An 18,161-nucleotide genomic window follows, 5' to 3' on the forward strand; every position below is an offset into this window, starting at 1 on the left:
AACTCGTCCAGCAGTTCGTTGGAAATCGTCATCGTCCTTGCTCCTCTCAGGAAGCATGGACCAGATCAGCGATACACAGAAGATCGGACACTCTCGTCTGTCCCGGGCCACCTATCGCAAGATGGTCCAGAACCTCGCTTGGGCGACCGGCTACAACGCCATCGCCATCCCGATGGCGGCCGGCATTACCTTCGGCACCGGCTTCATGATGACCCCTGCTGTTGCGGCTGTCTTCATGTCGGCCAGCACCATCATCGTCGCCATCAACGCTCAGTTCCTGCGCTCCTACAGGAGGCACAAATGACGACCAGAAGCGAACACCTGGAAGCTCCCGCCATGCGACTGATCCTTCCGTTGCCGGGTAACGAAACCTTCGCGCGCCGTCTCGCTGACGAAGGAGGATGGGAACTGGGCGCTCTGGAAACGCGGCGTTTTCCTGACGGCGAGACTTACGTCCGCATCCTCTCGGAGGTAAAAAACAAGGTAGTCGACCTTGTTTGCACGCTGGCGCGTCCCGACGACGGTTTTCTACGGTTGATCTTCGCGGCCGATGCAGCGCGAGATCTGGGCGCCTGTCAGGTCAACCTGATCGCCCCCTACCTCTCCTACATGCGGCAGGACCGTCGCTTTCAGCCCGGAGAAGCGGTGACGTCGAGGAGTTTCGCGCGGCTTGTCTCCGCGAGCTTCGACCGGTTGGTGACCGTAGATCCGCATCTCCATCGCTATGCGGCATTGTCGGCTCTCTACACGATCCCGACAGATACACTGCATGCTGCGCCGCTGCTGGCGGACTGCATCGCCGCCGAAGTCGACAACCCCTTGATCATCGGCCCTGACGAGGAAAGCGAGCAATGGGTCTCGGCGATCGCGGCACGGATTGGTGCTCCGTATGCCGTCCTGCGCAAGGTGCGCCATGGCGACCGCAACGTAGAGGTTGAGCTGCCGGATCTTTCCAAGTGGCGCGGCCTGCAGCCGGTGCTTGCCGACGATATAGCGTCGTCAGGGCGTACACTGATCGAGGCCGCCCGCATGCTTCCGCTGCAGGGCTTTGCCCGGCCCATGGTTGCTGTGGTGCATGGAATATTCGCCGACGATTCCTTTCAACACCTCACAGCCCTTTGTGACCGCATCGTCTCGAGCGACTCCGTGCCCCACGAAAGCAATGCCGTCGGGCTCGCCTCCCTGGTCGCCAGGGCAATTGCCTCTGCGTCCAACGATGAGGCCGACCTCATTCGGCATCGGCGTCCGCCGGAACCACCAGACGAAGTGGAGCAGGCGGGAATCGACTCCTTTCCCGCCAGCGACCCGCCATCCTGGACCGGCGGCGTGACCTGACAACGAGAACAATCTGGTGAAAGCGGCGACGACATGAACGAATTCACAACGGCGACCCCGGAAGCCTGGCAGCAGGGATATGGTCTGATCAGCCACAACGATGAAACGATCCAACGCGTAGCCGCGCTGGCGGTGTCCGGTCTGATCAAACCGGAAGCCCTCTATCGCATCCTTGCCGCAGCCGACCGGCTGACCTCCGCCGCAATGTGGACCGTCGTTCATATGACCTATGCCCAACGTGTCGACCTTACCGGCGCGCCGTTACCTGCCGAGGCATTCAAGTCGACGCCTGAGGGCCATACCGGCGGATCGCTCAATATGGTGCCCGCTTTCATCGGCTATCTCGCCGCCAACGCGATCAGCGCGAAAACCCGTTCATGGATGATGGGACAAGGCCATTCTGTCGCCGCGATCGAGGCGGTCAACGCGTTGACGGGGGATGTTTCTCCTGCGCAGAGGGGCCGCTATGATCGGAGCGAGAGGGGTCTCTCGCAGCTTGCCGCCGATTTCTACTCCTATGCCATCGACGCCCACGGCGCTGCGGCAGTCCCGCTCGGCAGTCATGCCGGTCCGAACACCGCCGGTGCCATCTCGGAGGGTGGCTATCTCGGCTTCGCCGAAGTTCAGTACGTCCATGCGCCGCTGCCCGGCGAAAGCCTCGTCGCCTTCCTGAGCGACGGGGCCTTCGAAGAGCAGCGCGGCTCGGACTGGACGCCCCGGTGGTGGCGCGCTGAAGATTCTGGCCTCCCAATTCCAGTCATGATCCTCAACGGCCGGCGCATAGAGGAACGTGCCCAGATTGCGCAGCAGGGCGGTGCGGACTGGCTCACCGACCACCTGAAGCTCAACGGCTTCGATCCCTTCATCATCGATGGCCGTGATCCTACGGCCTTCGCCTGTGCGATCATTGAGGCTGAAAGGCGACTTGAACGTTTCGCGTCCGATCCTGCCCGCACCTACCCGGCGCCTATTCCCTATGTCATTGCCGAGACAGTCAAGGGCTTCGGCTTTCCAGGCGCCGACACCAACGCGGCGCACAACCTACCTCTCGGCGGCAATCCCGCACAGGACCAGCTGGCGAGAGACGCCTTCAACGAGGCGGCGCGAGCGCTGTTCGTTCCCGCCGAGGAAATCGAAAGCGCTGCCGCGGAAATCACCGTCTATCGCAAGCAGGGACGAGAGCCGGAAAGCCGGCATGCGCTCGCATTGCGCAGCCCGGCCGCACCGAACCTGCCCGAGCCGGAGTGGATGGTCTCAGGCGATCCGCCCGATTGCGCCATGCATGCGCTCGACCGCTGGTTTGTCCGCGTCGTGAACGCCAACCCTGGACTCCGCCCGCGTGTGGGCAATCCCGACGAGCTGCGCTCCAACCACATGGGAGCAACACTCGACCGGTTGCGCCACCGGGTGAATACCACTGAGCCCGGCGTTGCCGATGCCATCGACGGTGCGGTCATCACTGCAGTCAATGAGGAAGCGGTTGCGGGCGCGGCGCTGGCCAACAAGGGTGGGATCAATCTGATCGTCAGCTACGAAGCCTTCGCCATGAAGATGCTTGGTGGTATGCGGCAGGAGATCGTCTTTTCCCGGCGGCAGCGCGAAGCCGGCCAGAAGCCGGGCTGGATTTCGGTGCCGCTGGTCGTCACGTCCCATACCTGGGAGAACGCGAAGAACGAACAGTCACACCAGGACCCAACCATTGGCGAGGCGCTGCTGGGCGAGATGTCCGACACCTCGCGGGTGCTTTTCCCGGTCGATGCGAACAGCGCCATGGCTGCGCTCCGATCCATCTACGAGGGTCGCGGTCAGGTGGGGTGCCTGATCGTCTCCAAGCGCGACATGCCGCACCGCTTCGATGCTGAGGCTGCCGTCCGTTTCGTCACCGATGGTGCTGCCCACGTGCAGGGCGAGACGGAAGGAGCCGAGCTGCAAATCGTGGCGATCGGCGCCTATCAGCTCGAGGAGGCCCTGAAGGCGGCCCATCGGCTCAGGGGTCATGGTCGCCATGTGCTCGTAACGGCGGTCTCTGAACCAGGCCGCTTCCGCACGCCCCGTGATCCCATCGAGGCCGCTTTCACAGCAACCGACGATAACCTGGCTGCCCTGTTTCCACCGGGCATTCCGCGCCTGATCGTTTCCCATACGCGGCCCGAACCCATGCTTGGCCTGCTCCGGCGCCTGGACTTCGGCCCGCGGACGACGGCCGCGCGCGGCTACATCAGCCGAGGGGGCACACTGGACGTGCCAGGGATGCTGTTCGCCAATCGCTGCACCTGGGCGCATCTGATCGACGCTGCTGTTCCACTCACCGGCTGGAGCAGGGATGACCTTCTTGCTCCTGATGAACAGGACGCCGTGGGAGGCCGCGGGGATCCCGCTACCATCACCGCATTTAACATCTGAGGTCATCATGCTGACGCTAACCTCTCTCGGCGGCGCAAGTACCGTCACCGGCTCCAAACACCTCCTCACCAACGGCGACAAGCGGATCCTGATTGATTGCGGCCTCTTCCAAGGGCTCAAGAACCTGCGCGAGTTGAACTGGGCGCCGCTGGCAGTGCCGCCGTCCAGCATTGATGCCGTGGTGCTCACCCATGCCCATCTCGACCATTCGGGCTATCTCCCGCGACTGGTGCGCGATGGATTCAAGGGTCGGATCTATGCCACTGCGGCGACGCGTGACGTGGCCGAGTTGATCCTCAAGGACAGCGGATTTCTCAACGAGAAGGATGCCGAATACGCCAATCGCAAGGGCTTCTCCAAGCACAAGCCGGCGCTCCCGCTTTACGGCGCGCGCGATGCGGAACGTGCAATGGAACTTTTTACCGTTGTGCCATTCGACGAGCCATTTCAGCTTCCCGTTGGCGCAATCCTGACGTTCCGCCGTGCTGGCCACATCCTCGGTGCCGCCAGCGCTGATATCGAATGGGACGGCCGGCGAATCGCGTTCTCGGGCGATCTCGGGCGTTATGGCGATCCAGTACTGCCCGATCCGGCTCCCGTAGCCGACGCTGACTACATCGTCATCGAATCAACCTACGGCAACCGCATTCACGATCCGGCCAACACGACCGAAGTGCTGGGCGAGGTTATCGAGCGAACTGCCGGCCGCGGAGGCACCGTGGTCATCCCCGCCTTCGCCGTGGGTCGTGCGCAATCCATCCTTTATCATCTCTGGAAGCTTCGAGCGGCAGGCAGGCTCGGGGCGGTGCCGATCTATCTCGACAGCCCGATGGCAATCAACGCCACGGACCTGCTTCACGCGCACAGCGATGATCATCGCTTGACTCATGATGAATGCACGGCGGTCTGTGGAATCGCCACTTATACCCGCGACGTCGAAGCCTCGAAGGCGATCACAGCCAGCGTCTGGCCCAAAGTCGTGATCTCCGCCAGCGGCATGGCGACTGGGGGCCGCGTGCTTCATCACCTTAAATCCTTCGCGAGCGATCCGAAAAACACGATCCTGTTCTCAGGATTCCAGGCTGCCGGAACCCGGGGCCGCGCGATGGTTCAGGGCGCACAGGAGATCAAGATACACGGTCAATGGATACCGGTCAGGGCGGAGGTCGGCAATCTGTCGGTGCTCTCGGCTCATGCCGACAGCAACGAGTTGATGCGCTGGCTTCTGGAGTTTCGGCGCGAGCCGTCACGCGTGTTCATCGTTCACGGTGAGGACACGGCATCCGAGGCACTGCGGGTCCGGATCGACCGCGAACTCGGCTGGAATGCCACTGTGTCCCGCCAGGATCAGGTGTTCGATCTATGACCACGCTCCACTCTCCTCCCGGACCAGAGCAGGCAATGCTTCGTGTTCGGCGCCTGCGATTGCACACCCAGCACCAGCCGGTTGTCATCATGCGGACCGACTGTCACGTCTGCCGCGCAGAAGGGCTTTCGGCACGCTCGCAGGTCCTCGTTTCGGGCGGCGGCCGGGAGCTGCAGGCAACGCTCTTCCAGGTCGAGGGCGATGGGCAACTGGCCCTCGATGAAGTCGGGCTTTCCGAAACCGCCTGGGAAATGCTGGGTATCGCCGAGGGCGCAGAGGTACGCGTCACGCATGCACCCGCACTGGAGTCGCTGGCAAGCGTCCGCCGACGCATCTACGGCAACAGGCTGGACGCGGCTGCCTTCACCGGGATCGTGCAGGACGTAGTCGCCGGCCGCTACACGGATGTGCAGTTGGCTGCGTTCCTGACCGCGAGTGCGGCTTTGCCGCTCGACGAGAACGAGACAGCCTACCTTACCGGGGCAATGATCGGGGTCGGTGATCGCCTGCAATGGGATGCCCCAGTTGTCGTCGACAAACATTGTGTCGGCGGCCTGCCGGGGAACCGGACCACTCCGATCGTCGTGGCGATCGTCGCAGCCAATGGGCTGGTGATGCCGAAAACATCATCACGAGCCATCACTTCGCCTGCAGGCACCGCCGACACGATGGAGACCCTTGCGCCGGTCGGCCTCGACATCGCAACCATGAGGCGCGTGGTCGAGGCCGAAGGAGGGTGCATCGTCTGGGGCGGAGCGGTTCATCTCAGTCCGGCTGACGACATCTTCGTACGCGTCGAACGCGAACTCGACGTCGATACGGAGGGCCAGCTCATTGCCTCCGTCCTCTCCAAGAAAATCGCCGCTGGAGCCACCCATGTCGTCATAGATATCCCGGTTGGCCCAACCGCCAAGGTGCGCAGCGAAGGTGCGGCATTTCACCTTTCCACGCGGATCATGGCGATCGCCTCCCGGTTCGGCGTGAGTGCGAAATGCCTGCAAACCGATGGTTCGCAGCCGGTCGGTAGAGGCATCGGTCCCGCGCTCGAAGCGTTCGACGTGCTGGCCGTCCTGCAAAATGCGCCTAGCGCGCCGGACGATCTACGCCTGCGCGCCGCCATATTAGCAGGCGCAGCACTGGAGATCGGCGGGAAAGCCGAGACCGGGAAAGGTTTGGCGCTCGCGCTCGAAACGCTGGCTGACGGACGCGCCTGGAAGAAGTTCGAGGCAATCTGCGAGGCTCAGGGGGGGATGCGCATTCCACCCAGGGCGGTCCATGTCCATCCGCTAGAAGCACCACATGCCGGACGGGTTGTTCAGATCAACAACCGCAAGCTTTCCCGACTTGCCAAGCTTGCAGGAGCACCCGAAGCCAAGGCAGCCGGCATCCACATGACGGTTGGCCTGGGGGATCAGGTGGACAGTGGACAGCCGCTTCTCCACCTCCACGCGGAGACGCCCGGCGAACTGGCATACGCGATCGATTACGCCGCGGAGGCCGACGACATGATTGAGATTGAGGAGTAAGTTGGTCCCAAGCCAACATCGAGGCGTATCTCGCTCTAATCCGGCTGCCCAGTATGCACTCGACTTCGCGAAGCAGAGCCGGCTGCGCTGGGTAAAGCTGTGACAATTGGGTGGCATCGTCGGCCGATCCCACGAGCGCATCTGAGAGGCAACATCATGCCGCGGCACGCAGGCGAATTCTCGCCCGTTCGTGGGTCGCGTTCCGGCCTAGCCGGTGAGATCGTGGAAGCCATGAAGAAAGGTTTGACGATGCGGAACGATCACACCATCAGAGCCCTCCGGGTGCATACTCAGTCCGTTACCCCGAGAATCGTTGAAGCTTCACAAAGCAAATTAGCCATCGCATGAACGAGATCACGCAATACGCCGTTCTGTTCAGCCTCACGCTGGGCACGGTCGGTTTCGTCCTCGCAATCTACGCGCTCGCCCGAGCCATCGGCCGGCTGCGCGCTGAGCCGGCCAAGGACGTGCCCGCCACGGCGGGCGCCCTGGCGCGGGATCCCGTCTGGGTGCGCTACCACGCCAAGTATTACGGCTACGCGCTGCTGTTCCTCGCTTTCGACATGGAAATGGCCTTCATGTATCCATGGGCGGTGGTCTACCGCGAGGAGGGGCTGGTCGCGCTTCTGGACATGGGTGTGTTCCTCGCCGTGCTGTTCCTCGGGCTTCTCTACGGGTGGAGCCAGGGCGCACTGAGGCGGCAATGAACGGGCTGACGGGGGCACGCGAAGGGGCACGCGCTGGAGTGGCGGGGGGCTTACGCCGGATGGTGGCACGTGCGATGGCGCGCGATCTGTGCGCCTTCTTCGTGCCGGGGATGGACGTGGCGCGGGCGCGGGGTTTGGATCTGGATGCCGCCGGCTTGCACCGGGCCGACACGCCCCGCCGGGCCAATGTTCTTCTTGTCGCCGGCCCGCTGCCGCCGTCGCTGCTCGACGCGGCCTGCGTCGCCTGGGCGCAGATGCCGCGGCCGCGCGCGATCCTGGCACTCGGCGCGGGCGAGATCGCCCCGCTGCCCGGGCCCGACGTGGCGGAGGATCTGTCGCAGTCGGGGCTTGCGGCGGGCCTCGCCGCGCTGCGCCGCGCCGTCGCGGCCGGGGCCTTCGCGCCGGAGGTGACCGATTTCGACGCCCCCGCGCTGGCCGTCCGGGTCGAATACACCTGCCCGATGCATCCCGAAGTAGTCTCGGACAAGCCCGGCTCTTGCCCGAAATGCGGCATGGACCTCGTGGAGCGGGAGGCATCGGCGGGGGACCATGGGGGCCATGCGGGGGCGGACGAAACCGGGGGCGGCGGCCGTCGGGGCCATGAAGGCCATGGCAGCGATAACGCCCCGGCACCGTCCCGGGCCTATACCTGCCCGATGCACCCCGAGGTGGTCTCGGACAAGCCCGGCTCCTGCCCGAAATGCGGCATGGACCTCGTGGAGCGGGAGGCATCGACGTGGGACCATGGGAGGCATGCGGGAGCGGTCGAAACCGGGAACGGCGACCATCGGGCCCATGAAGGCCCTGGCGGGCACGACACCCATGACACTCCGGCACCGTCAGGTGTCTATACCTGCCCGATGCATCCCGAGGTGGTCTCGGAGGAGCCCGGCTCCTGCCCGGAATGCGGCATGACCCTGGTTCCGAAGGACCAGGCGGGGGACCATGCCGGTCAAGTGCACGCGAAGCAGCAGGGCCATGGCGGAGACAGCGGGCATGGCGGCCACGGATCCGCGCCCGAAGTTCCCGGGATCGAGCCGCATTTCATGTCGATGGTCGATATGACGAGGGATTTGCCGGCCAGTCCCGATGGGCTGAGAATGGAGTGGATCGAGGTGCCCTTCGGCCCGTTTTTTCCGGGCCTGCCGGGCGGGCTGGGACTGACCTTCACCCTCGACGGCGACAGCGTCGCGGCGGCGCGCGCCGAAAGCCTCGTACCGGGTGTGCTCGCGCCGGGCTTGCCGGCGGCCGAACTCGCCGACCGCCTCGCCGCGCAGGGCCCGCTGGCGCCGGCGGCGTTGCGCGAACTGGCCTGCCGCGCGCTGGAGGCGGCGGCGGGCGCTGCCCCGCCGCCCGAGTGGGGTGCCGCCCGCGCCGCGGCGCTCGAGCGCGCGCGCATCGCGAGCCATCTCAACTGGCTCGCCGGTCTGGCGCGGCAAGTAGGGCTCGTTACGCTGGAACGCCGCGTCGCCGCGCTGCACCAGAGGCTGCGGCAGGCCGATGCGGCGGACTGCGCCAGGGTCGCACCGGCGCTCGGCGCGCTCGGCGCTCGGGTTCGCGGCACGCCGCTGCTGCGCGACAGGCTGGCCGGGATTGGCCAGATCGACGGCCGGGCGGCGGCAGAAGCGGGCGGCCCGGTGGCGCGTGCCGCGGGCCATGCGGTCGATGCGCGCGCCGACGACCCGGCCTATGCGGCCTTGGGGTTCAGGGTGATCGCGGGCAAGGACACAGGCACTGGTGGCGACGCATGGGCGCGGCTCGTCCAGCGGTTGGCCGAGATCGACCAAAGCCTCGATCTGATCGCGCGTGCGGGCGCCATCGCCGAAGCCGCCCATTCGGCCGACCTACTGGCGGAACTGCCCTCGGATGGTCATGCCATGGCCCGCGTCGAGACCCCGCGCGGCCCGTCGACATTGCATCTGACCCTGCAAGGCGGCACCATCGCGGAGGCGCGACTGACGACGCCGTTTGCGCGCCTCGCCGCCCAGATCGGGCCGATGACGGCGCAGATGGAACTGGCCGAGGCGCTGACCGCTGTGGCCTCGCTCGACCTCGATCCTTGGGGCGCCCGGCCATGACCCTTGCCATCATCCTGTTCGCCCTTGCACTTGGCTGCTACCTGATCGCGGTGCTGGAGGACTGGGCGGTGCATGGCCGGCTCGACCCGCTCCGCCCGGCTGTTTCGGCGCTGGCGCTGCTCGGCCGCGAACAGGTTCTGCCGCGCAAATCCGACCGGCTGTTCTTCGAGGTCGGGCCGGTGCTGCTCTTGGTCGCGGGGCTGCTGGCGGTGGCGGTGATCCCGCTCGCGCCGGGGCTGATCGTGACCGATCTCGCTACCGGGGCGCTGTTTCTCAACGCCGCGCTCGCCTATGTGCTGGTGGCGCTGATCATGGCCGGCTGGGGCCCGAACGGGGCCTATGCGATGATCGGCGGCTGGCGGTTCCTCGGCCAGTTCGTCGCCTATGCGATGCTGATCGTCATGACGATCACGGCGGTGGCCATGCGCGCCGAGTCGCTCTCTACCACTGAGATCGTGACCTCGCAGGCGGCGCTCTGGAACGTATTCTACCAGCCGATCGGCTTCGTGCTGTTCGTGATCGCGGCAATGGGTCTTGCCTGGCTGCCGCCGATCGACCTGCCCACCGGCGGCGGCGACCTCGCCGGTGGGGTCGAGGCGGAATATACCGGCGCCCGGCTGGCGGTGCTGCGGCTGGCGCGGCTGGTGATCGTGCTCGCTTTGGCGAGCGCCACGGCCACCTTCTATCTCGGCGGCTGGCTCGGCCCCTGGCTGCCGGCCTGGGCCTGGACGGCCGCCAAGACGCTGGCGGTGGCGGCGGCGATGCTGTTTCTCGGCCGGCACCTGCCGCGCCTGCGCGAGGCGCGCTATCTGGCGGTCAGCTGGAAGCTCGGCATCCCGCTGGCGCTCGCAAACATCATCCTCGTCGGCGTGATCGCGCTGGTGGTGCCGATATGAGCGTGGCGCAAGCTTTGTTCCTCATCTTCTTCGGCGCCGCGGCGGTCTGGTTCGGCATCGTCGTGTTCCGCACCCATTCCATGGTGCGCTCGGCCATCGCCTTGCTTTTTTCCCAGACCGCGGTGGGGGCGATGTTCCTAGTCATGCAGGCCGAGTTCCTCGGCGTGTTGCAGATCATGATGATGGCCACGGAGATGAGCGTGATGGCGATCTTCATGGTGATGTTCATGATGGACCCGGGCGGCATGGGCAAGATGGACATGACGCACCAGAAGCGCCTGTCGCTCTGGGCCGGCGGCATCGGTCTGGTCGCGGCGCTGGCGGTGATCTGGGGCGCCGGCTGGACGGGGCCGGTACCGCCGGTGCCTGGCGCGGCCGAGCAAGCCGCCGCGCTGGGGCGCGAGCTGCTCGGCCGGTCGATGTTCATCTTCGAAGCCGCCGCCCTGATGATCCTGACGGCGATGGTGGCCGCGACGATGGTGGCGATCGCGCCGCGCGAGGAGGACGACTGATGATCCCCGAACTCATGATCGCGCTCAGCATCGGGGCGGCGCTTTTCGGCATCGGACTCTATGGCGCGCTCAGCCAGACCAATCTGGTGATGATCATCATGGGGGTGGAACTGGTGCTGTCCGCGGCCCTGCTCAATATGGTCGCCTTCTGGCGCTACCTGCATCCCGACGTGACCGCTGCGAAGATGTATGTGCTGATCGTCATGGCGGTGATGGCGGTGGAGATGACCGTGGGCTTCGGTATCGCGGTCGCGCGGTTCCGCTCGCGCGGCTCGGTCGAGATGGAAGAGGCGCGGGAGCTCAAGGGGTGATCTGGCTGGCGCTCGCCCTTCTCGCGCCGCTGAGCGCAGGCCTTGCGATCTTCGCGTTTCGCCGCGCGCCCGAGGCGCTGGCGCTTGCCGGTGCCGGGCTTGCGCTGGTCGGGGCGCTGGGGCTCATCGCCGGCGCGGCCCGCGCGAACCTGCCGGCCGCCGTCCTGCCGTTCCTGCCCGATCTGGCGATCCGCCTGGTGGCGGACCCCTTGACCGCCACGCTGGCGCTTCTCGTGGCCGTGGTGGCGGCGATGGTAATGATCTTTGCCACGGGCTACATGGCTCGCGATCCCGAGCGAGTGCGGTTCTTCGGCACCATGCTGATATTTCTCGCCGCTATGGAGCTTCTGGTGCTGGCGGGCGACTGGATCACGCTTCTGGCGGCGTGGGAGCTGATCGGCTTCGCCTCCTACCTGCTGATCGGGTTCTGGCACCGGCGCGACGGGGTCGCCGGGGCCGCGACGCGTGCCTTTCTGTATACGCGCAGCGCCGATCTGGGGCTCTACGTCGCCGCCTTCCTGCTGATCGGCGTCGCGGGCACATCCGAGATCGCTGCGACGCTGGCGACGACCGGCGCCCCGGCGCTGATCGCGGGACTACTGCTGCTGGTGGCGGCGATGGGCAAATCGGCGCAGGTGCCGATGCAGGACTGGCTGATGCGCGCCATGGCGGGGCCGACGCCGGTCTCGGCGCTCTTGCATTCGGCGACGCTGGTGGCGGCGGGCGCGATCCTGCTGATCCGCGCCGCGCCGATGCTGCCAGGGGGCGCGCTTCTGGCCATCGCCGCCGTCGGCGGCGTCACGACGGTGGTGGCGGGGCTGATGGCGCTGGCCGAACGCGACCTCAAGCGCCTTCTCGCCGCCTCGACGGCAAGCCAGTACGGGCTGATGCTGGTCGCCATCGGCGCCGGAGCGCCGGTGGCAGCGCTCCTGCACCTCATCGCCCATTCCGCGACCAAGTCGGCGCTGTTTCTTGGCGCGGGCATCTTCCAGCACGACCGCGACAGCACCGATCTGGAGGCGCTCGCGGGCGCGGGCCGGGCGCGTCCGGCTATCCTTGCAGGCTTTGCCGTGGCCGCACTGGCGCTGGCCGGCATCCCGCCGCTGGCGGCTTACTTTTCCAAGGACGCGATCCTCGCCGCGGCGTTGCAAAGTCCCTTGGCGCCCTGGCTGCTGCCGGCGGCGCTGGTGGGCTCGCTGCTGACGGGGGCATATATGGGCCGGGCGCTCAAGGCGCTCTGGGCCGAGGCGGTCGGGCCGACGCTTGGCGCCGTGCCCGTGATGGCCGCCGGCATGGGAGCGCTCGTGGTGCTTGCCGCGACGCTCGGCCTCAGCTTCGGCGCGCTGGAGGGGCTGCTCGGCGCGGAACTGCCCAAACCGCCTTTGGCGGTGCCGGTCATGGGTCTTGCCGTGGGCCTCGGCGGCCTGGCGCTTGGCTGGAAAGTCGCGCCCACGCGGCTGCTCGGTCCGCTGCTGACGCCGGCGCGCAATGGCTTTGCCCTGAGGGGTGGGATCGACGCGCTGATCGCGCGCCCGGCACTTGCCTTGGCGACGCTATGCGAACGGCTGGAGGCGCGCATGCTGGCCGCCCTGCGCCGGCTGGGGCTGTCCGGGCTTGACCTCGGTCACTGGCTGAACCGCGGCGACGACCGGACCATTGGCGCCGCCATCTTCGGCATCGCGGCGCTTGGCCTCGCCCTCGGGGCCGGCGCACGCCGCACCGACGCCGAGATTATCGACCGCGCGATCTTCGGCCTCGTGGACCGCAGCGTCGCGCTCGGCGCCCGCGCCCGACGCCTGCAAAGCGGCTTCATTCACCGCGAACTGGCGCTGACCGTGGCCGGGATCGCCCTTGTCATCGGCATCCTTCTTGCCGCCCCGCTCTACCTATAAGGAGACCGTGCCGATGCCGCTTTTGACCATCGCCACCTTCCTGCCGATCCTTGCCGGCCTCGCGCTGATAGCGGTGCCGGACCGTTCAGCGCGGGTGGCGCACGGCGTCTCCATCGCCGCGACAGCTGCGACCTTCGCCGTCACCCTCGCGATCTGGACGCGCGGCGTTACCGCAGGCGGCTTCGCGCAGGTCGAGGAGATCGCCTGGATTCCGGCCATCGGTGCGGTCTACCGGATGGGGCTCGACGGTCTGAGCATGCCGCTGGTGCTGCTCACCTCGCTGCTGTTCCTGCTGTGCGCCATCTATTCGGCGCGGATCGGCGAGCGGGCGGCGAGCTATGTGGTGCTGATGCTGATGCTCGAGACCACCTCGCTCGGCACCTTCATGGCGCTCGACGGGCTTCTGTTTTACGTCTTCTTCGAGGTCTCGCTGGTGGGCATGTATTTCATGATCGCCGGCTGGGGCTACGAGGACCGTCAGCGCGCGGCGCTGATGTTCTTTCTCTACACGTTTCTGGGCTCGCTGCCGCTTCTGCTGGCGATCATCGGGCTCTATCTCGGCTCGGGCAGCTTCGACATGCGCGCCTGGATCGGCGCGCCACCCCTGACGGGGCTGGCCGGGATGCTGGCGCTGATTGCGATGCTGTTCACCTTCGCCGTCAAGATCCCGGCCTTCCCGGTCCATACCTGGCTGCCGACGGCGCATGTGCAGGCGCCCACGGCGGGCAGCGTGATCCTGGCCGGCGTGATGCTGAAATTCGGCACCTATGGGCTGGTGCGCTTCGCGTTCCAGATGACACCTGACGCCTTTGCGCAAGCCGGGCAGGTCATCCTCGCCTTCGGCGTGGTCAGCGCGCTCTACGGCGCTTTCGCGGCGCTGGCGCAGACCGACCTCAAGAAGATGATCGCCTATACCTCGGTCAACCACATGGGCTATGTGGTGATTGGCGTCGCCGTGGCCGCGCTGGCCGCCGAGCCGCGCATCCGCGCGATCGCTCTCGACGGCGCGACCTTGCAGATGGTCAGCCACGGGCTGGTCACGGGCGCGCTCTTCTTCCTTGTGGGCATGTTGCAGGACCGCGCCCATTCCCGCGACATGGCCGGGTTCGGCGGGCTTCTGGGCCGCGTGCCCTGGCTTGGCTGGGCGTTCATCCTGTCGGCCTTCGGCTCCCTCGGGCTGCCGGGGCTCGCGCATTTCCCCGCCGAGTTCCAGATATTTCTCGCCACCCTCGACACCGCGCCCTGGGCCATCGTGGCAATCCTGGCCATCGTGGTGACGGCGGCGCTGTATTTACGCGCCATCGCCGCGGTGTTCCTCGGGCCGGAAAACGAAAAATGGTCGGCGATGCCCGATCTCGACCGGCGCGAAATGACGGTGATCGTGCCGCTCTTGATCCTGACCGTGCTGATCGGGGTCGCGCCGGGCTGGCTGATCGACATCATCCATACCACCATGGCCGGTCTGGGCAACTGATGCAGCACGACCTGACCCTTCTCGCCCCCGAACTGCTGCTGGCCGGCGCGGCGATGCTGATGGTCGTGGCCGAGATGGCGCATGCGGCGCGCCTGGTGCTGGCGATCGGGCTCGTCGCGCTTCTGGCCGCGACGGGGCTGACCCTCGGGTTTCTCGATGCCGATACCACGGTCTTCGGCGGCACCTACCGGATCGACCTGATTGCCGGCTGGGCCAAGCTGATCCTGCTGCCCGGCACGGCGCTGGCGCTCTTGATGGCCCGGGCCGAGATCGCGGGGCGTGCGCGCGAGGGCAGCGTCTATGCGCTAATCATGCTCGTGACCTTGGGCGCGCTGATGCTCTCGGGCGCAGGCGACATGATGGTGCTGGTGATCGGCGTGGTGATGACCGGGATCGGCTCCTTCGCGCTGGTCGCCTGGCCGCGCGACGACGCCGCGACCGAGGGGGCGATGAAATATCTGGTCTTCGGCGCGGTCACCGGATCGGTGATGATCTACGGGCTGACCTTCTGGTTCGGCGGCACCGGATCGACGCTGTTCGCGGCCCTGGGGCGACTCGACGGGCAGACGCTCGTCACCGTCGCCGGGCTTGTCGCGCTGATCGTCGGGCTCGGTTACAAGGCCGCGCTGGTGCCTTTTCACTTCTGGGCGCCGGATGCCTATGACGGCGCGCCGGTCTCGGTTGCGGCCTATCTTTCGGTGATCACCAAGGTCGCGGCCTTCTTTGCCTTCGCCCAGGCATTGCGCGATCTGCCGCGCGAGGCGGGCTGGCCGCTGGCGCTGGCGCTGATCGCAGCGGCGACCATGACCTACGGCTATCTCGCGGCGTTGGCGCAGACCAACCTGGTGCGGCTCCTGGCCTATTCCTCGGTGGCGCAGTCTGGCTATTTGCTGATGGGCGTGGTGGCGCTCGGGGTCAGCGGCTTCGCGGTGCCGGGACTGCAGATCTTCGGCGGGGCCTATGTGGCGATGAATCTGGGCGCCTTCGCGGTGGTCATGGCCGCCGGGCGCGCGCTCGGCGATCTCGAGGGGATGGGCCGCGCCCGCCCCTGGCTCGGCGCGGCGATGGTGGTGTTCCTCCTGTCGCTGACCGGTATCCCACCGCTCTTCGGCTTCTTCGGCAAGCTCTACCTCTTCACCGCTGCGGTCGAGGCTGGCTATCTCTGGCTTGCCGTCATCGGCATCCTAAACTCGGTGCTGGCGCTCGGCGTCTATCTGCGGCTGGTGGTGCCGATGTATCGCAGCCCGGCCGGGGCGCCTGGCCAGACGGGGGGGCCGGCCGCCCCGGCCGGCCTGCCGCTGCGCGCGGTGCTGGCGCTTTGCGCCGCCGCGACCGTCGGGCTGGGGGTCTTTGCAAGCCTTCTGCCGGGCTGAGCTGGCGCCCGCGCGGGCGCATCGCGCCGCTTCGGATCCAGGGGTCACCGGCCTTCCGCAACCGTCCGACGTTGCTACTTTCGGAAAGGTTTACGGGGCCCGACAGCGACAATGGGAAGGGAACACCAGCCTAGCAACTTCTGTGGTTGCCGCCCATTGTGCAAGGGCTTCTGACGTCTGGGCTTGGTGATCGAGCGCGGTCTTCTGTCAGGCCTGTTCATGCGGCACTTCGGAAGCGCTGGCCGGGATGGTGATCAGACAGCCAACGGTCCTCTCTATAAGGTTGAAATGGCGCGTCTGCACGAAATGCTGGGCGTATTCGACAAGGCCGCAAGCGCCAGTACGCGACGCAACGGTGGTAAGGTTCCCAATACGTTCGACACTGATCAGGATTCAGGCGCTCCCCGCAGCGAGCAGGCGACGGCCGTCTCCTGACGCTGGTTTGCGTGATCGGGGTGCGGACCGGCTTACCCACTCCGGCCGCATGGGACACCAGACCGATGTGGCCAATAGCTCGCACTACGTCCGGATCCCTCCGGAGCCTGCATGATGGTAGGTCCTGCCAAGTCATTCAGGGCGGCAAGGGATTGATGGAAGTCGCGCAGTCATGACGGCTTTTCCTCGGGCTGGCCCAGATCATCCAAGATCGGGCAGTCGGGTCGGTCATCGCCATGGCATTTGTTGACGAGGCGGCTCAACGTGACGTGCATCACCTTCAGTTCGGTGATCTTGCGGGCAATCCGAGCAAGATGTTCCTCGGCAAGCAGTTTTACATCTGCGCTCGCACGCCCGCGATCCTCGTAAAGAGCAAGCAGTGCCCTGCAATCCTCGATGGTGAAGCCGAGAGACCGGGACCGCGCCAGAAACGTCAGCTTGTGGAGTTCGGTAGCATCGAACGCGCGGTAACCATTGCTGTCCCGTCTGGGACGAATAAGGCCGATGTCTTCGTAATAGCGGATGGTCTTCGCAGGCAAGCCGCTCTGGCTCGCGACATCACCGATATTCATCGCAGCTCCTCCTTGATGGTCAGGCGAGGCTGAAGATAAAGGCTCCAGTTACTGGAAGGTCAAGAGAGGGTCGGAAAGCCACGAGGCAGAAAACGCCAGCTTGACCTTCCAGTAACTGGAATGACCATAAAAGGGTGCTGACTGATTCGGGAGACTTCAGATGGACGCGTCCGCCGCGACGACAGAGACAATGCTGGTGAGGGATCCGGTCTGTGGCATGACTGTCGACCCAGCCGCCGGCAAGCCGCGCCATGAACACGACGGCCGCACCTACCATTTCTGCTCGGAAGGTTGTCGGGCGAAGTTTGTCGCGAAACCGAAGGCGTACATCGAGGCGACCGATCCGGTCTGCGGCATGAAGGTCGACCGCTCGGCGGCGAAGCACACCGCCTCTCACGCGGGCGAGACGCACTACTTTTGCTCTGACCGGTGCAAGAGCAAGTTCGAGGCCGCACCGCAGGACTATCTCGACGCCAAGTCCGCTCCGAAGCCGATGCCAGTCGGGACGATCTACACCTGTCCGATGCACCCGCAGATCGAGCAGGTCGGCCCAGGATCGTGCCCGATCTGCGGCATGGCGCTGGAGCCGAAAGGCGTGCCCGCAGCTGACGAGGGTCCCAATCCCGAGCTTGTCGACTTCACCCGCCGCTTCTGGGTGGGTACCGCGCTGACCCTTCCGCTGCTGGTCCTGACCATGGGGCCGCTGATCGGATTTGGTGGCGTGCGCGACATCTTCGGCGAGCGCGCCACGCTGTGGGTCGAGATGATCCTCGGCACGCCCGTGGTGCTGTGGTGCGGCTGGCCCTTCCTGGTCCGGGGGTGGAACTCGTTCCGCACCGGCAATCTGAACATGTTCAGCCTGATCTCCATGGGAGTGATCGCCGCCTGGATCTTCAGCGTCCTGGCCGTTCTGGCGCCGCAGATCTTCCCTGACGGCTTCCGGGATGCTGATGGCCACGTAGGGGTCTATTTCGAAGCGGCGGCGGTCATCGTCACGCTGGTCCTGCTGGGTCAAGTGATGGAGTTGCGTGCCCGCGAGGGTACGGGTCGCGCAATCCGGGCGCTGCTGGACATGGCGGCAAAGACCGCACGGGTGATCAGGCCGGACGGCAGCGAGGAAGAGATCCCGCTCGAGGAGGTGCAGGTGGGTGACCGGCTGCGCGTGCGGCCTGGCGACAAGGTTCCGGTGGACGGCGTGGTTGTCGATGGCCGCTCGTCCGTGGACGAAAGCATGATCTCGGGCGAGCCGGTTCCGGTGGAGAAGGTGTCCGGCGATCCGGT

Annotated in this window: 15 protein-coding genes and 1 pseudogene; 15 read left to right on the plus strand and 1 reads right to left on the minus strand. The window is 66.2% G+C overall.

All coding sequences use genetic code 11. From position 1 onward, the window contains the following. From DPQ23_RS14285 to DPQ23_RS15535, 14 genes and pseudogenes are all read left to right on the plus strand, one after another. Positions 1-304, plus strand: a pseudogene (locus tag DPQ23_RS14285) (hypothetical protein); the annotation flags it as partial. Continuing rightward, positions 301-1,335 (plus strand): ribose-phosphate pyrophosphokinase, encoded by a 1,035-nt coding sequence (locus DPQ23_RS14290; protein WP_240602821.1) that lies wholly within the window; start codon positions 301-303, stop codon positions 1,333-1,335. The pseudogene DPQ23_RS14285 and the gene DPQ23_RS14290, both read left to right, overlap by 4 nt. A gap of 33 nt (positions 1,336-1,368) precedes the next feature. Beyond that, complete coding sequence (locus DPQ23_RS14295) at positions 1,369-3,738, plus strand: phosphoketolase family protein (RefSeq protein WP_112875458.1); 2,370 nt, start codon at positions 1,369-1,371, stop codon at positions 3,736-3,738. A gap of 7 nt (positions 3,739-3,745) precedes the next feature. Beyond that, on the plus strand, positions 3,746-5,104 hold the full coding sequence (locus tag DPQ23_RS14300; protein WP_112875459.1) for an MBL fold metallo-hydrolase RNA specificity domain-containing protein: 1,359 nt from the start codon (positions 3,746-3,748) through the stop codon (positions 5,102-5,104). Positions 5,105-5,139: 35 nt separating this feature from the next. After that, positions 5,140-6,630, plus strand: coding sequence for a thymidine phosphorylase family protein (locus tag DPQ23_RS14305; protein ID WP_276310567.1), 1,491 nt, complete (start codon positions 5,140-5,142; stop codon positions 6,628-6,630). A 344-nt stretch (positions 6,631-6,974) separates the two neighbouring features. Then, positions 6,975-7,337: an NADH-quinone oxidoreductase subunit A gene (locus tag DPQ23_RS14310; RefSeq protein WP_112875461.1), complete on the plus strand. Its 363-nt coding sequence runs from the start codon at positions 6,975-6,977 to the stop codon at positions 7,335-7,337. Between the two features lie 74 nt (positions 7,338-7,411). Continuing rightward, positions 7,412-9,415 (plus strand): heavy metal-binding domain-containing protein, encoded by a 2,004-nt coding sequence (locus DPQ23_RS15780; RefSeq protein ID WP_205961474.1) that lies wholly within the window; start codon positions 7,412-7,414, stop codon positions 9,413-9,415. Further along, positions 9,412-10,311, plus strand: a complete 900-nt coding sequence (locus DPQ23_RS14325) for an NADH-quinone oxidoreductase subunit H (protein WP_112875469.1) — start codon at positions 9,412-9,414, stop codon at positions 10,309-10,311. Before DPQ23_RS15780 ends, DPQ23_RS14325 begins: the two co-directional genes overlap by 4 nt. Continuing rightward, positions 10,308-10,823 carry an NADH-quinone oxidoreductase subunit J family protein gene (locus tag DPQ23_RS14330; RefSeq protein WP_112875462.1) on the plus strand — a complete coding sequence of 172 codons (516 nt, stop codon included), beginning with the start codon at positions 10,308-10,310 and terminating at the stop codon, positions 10,821-10,823. Before DPQ23_RS14325 ends, DPQ23_RS14330 begins: the two co-directional genes overlap by 4 nt. Continuing rightward, positions 10,823-11,134, plus strand: a complete 312-nt coding sequence (gene nuoK, locus DPQ23_RS14335; protein WP_112875463.1) for an NADH-quinone oxidoreductase subunit NuoK — start codon at positions 10,823-10,825, stop codon at positions 11,132-11,134. Before DPQ23_RS14330 ends, nuoK begins: the two co-directional genes overlap by 1 nt. Beyond that, entirely contained in the window at positions 11,131-13,026 is a 1,896-nt protein-coding gene (locus DPQ23_RS14340; protein ID WP_112875464.1) for an NADH-quinone oxidoreductase subunit 5 family protein, read from the plus strand. The genes nuoK and DPQ23_RS14340 overlap by 4 nt, the downstream gene beginning before the upstream one ends. Positions 13,027-13,039: 13 nt before the next feature. Further along, complete coding sequence (locus DPQ23_RS14345; protein WP_112875465.1) at positions 13,040-14,500, plus strand: complex I subunit 4 family protein; 1,461 nt, start codon at positions 13,040-13,042, stop codon at positions 14,498-14,500. Positions 14,501-14,559: 59 nt separating this feature from the next. Continuing rightward, positions 14,560-15,873, plus strand: coding sequence for an NADH-quinone oxidoreductase subunit N (locus DPQ23_RS14350; protein WP_240602824.1), 1,314 nt, complete (start codon positions 14,560-14,562; stop codon positions 15,871-15,873). 183 nt (positions 15,874-16,056) lie between these two features. Next, positions 16,057-16,308: a hypothetical protein gene (locus DPQ23_RS15535; RefSeq protein ID WP_162630773.1), complete on the plus strand. Its 252-nt coding sequence runs from the start codon at positions 16,057-16,059 to the stop codon at positions 16,306-16,308. 170 nt (positions 16,309-16,478) lie between these two features. Here DPQ23_RS15535 and cueR read toward each other — a convergent pair whose 3' ends face one another. Next, a complete protein-coding gene (gene cueR, locus DPQ23_RS14355; RefSeq protein ID WP_112875467.1) occupies positions 16,479-16,880 on the minus strand; it encodes a Cu(I)-responsive transcriptional regulator in 402 nt (133 codons plus the stop codon). A 160-nt stretch (positions 16,881-17,040) separates the two neighbouring features. Here cueR and DPQ23_RS14360 point away from each other — a divergent pair. After that, positions 17,041-18,161, plus strand: a 1,121-nt coding sequence (locus tag DPQ23_RS14360) for a YHS domain-containing protein (RefSeq protein ID WP_162630774.1), incomplete at its 3' end; no start/stop codon positions are given.

The sequence above is a fragment of the Paracoccus endophyticus genome, from assembly GCF_003286075.1.
Taxonomy (GTDB): domain Bacteria; phylum Pseudomonadota; class Alphaproteobacteria; order Rhodobacterales; family Rhodobacteraceae; genus Paracoccus; species Paracoccus endophyticus.

Excerpts from the sequence above, each read along its gene's own strand:
- cueR (WP_112875467.1), bottom strand. The coding sequence starts at position 16,880 with ATGAATATCGGTGATGTCGCGAGCCAGAGCGGCTTGCCTGCGAAGACC.
- DPQ23_RS14325 (WP_112875469.1), top strand. The coding sequence starts at position 9,412 with ATGACCCTTGCCATCATCCTGTTCGCCCTTGCACTTGGCTGCTACCTG.
- DPQ23_RS14300 (WP_112875459.1), top strand. The coding sequence starts at position 3,746 with ATGCTGACGCTAACCTCTCTCGGCGGCGCAAGTACCGTCACCGGCTCC.
- DPQ23_RS14345 (WP_112875465.1), top strand. The coding sequence starts at position 13,040 with ATGCCGCTTTTGACCATCGCCACCTTCCTGCCGATCCTTGCCGGCCTC.
- DPQ23_RS14350 (WP_240602824.1), top strand. The coding sequence starts at position 14,560 with ATGGTCGTGGCCGAGATGGCGCATGCGGCGCGCCTGGTGCTGGCGATC.
- DPQ23_RS14330 (WP_112875462.1), top strand. The coding sequence starts at position 10,308 with ATGAGCGTGGCGCAAGCTTTGTTCCTCATCTTCTTCGGCGCCGCGGCG.
- nuoK (WP_112875463.1), top strand. The coding sequence starts at position 10,823 with ATGATCCCCGAACTCATGATCGCGCTCAGCATCGGGGCGGCGCTTTTC.
- DPQ23_RS14305 (WP_276310567.1), top strand. The coding sequence starts at position 5,140 with ATGCTTCGTGTTCGGCGCCTGCGATTGCACACCCAGCACCAGCCGGTT.
- DPQ23_RS14295 (WP_112875458.1), top strand. The coding sequence starts at position 1,369 with ATGAACGAATTCACAACGGCGACCCCGGAAGCCTGGCAGCAGGGATAT.
- DPQ23_RS15780 (WP_205961474.1), top strand. The coding sequence starts at position 7,412 with ATGGCGCGCGATCTGTGCGCCTTCTTCGTGCCGGGGATGGACGTGGCG.
- DPQ23_RS14310 (WP_112875461.1), top strand. The coding sequence starts at position 6,975 with ATGAACGAGATCACGCAATACGCCGTTCTGTTCAGCCTCACGCTGGGC.
- DPQ23_RS14290 (WP_240602821.1), top strand. The coding sequence starts at position 301 with ATGACGACCAGAAGCGAACACCTGGAAGCTCCCGCCATGCGACTGATC.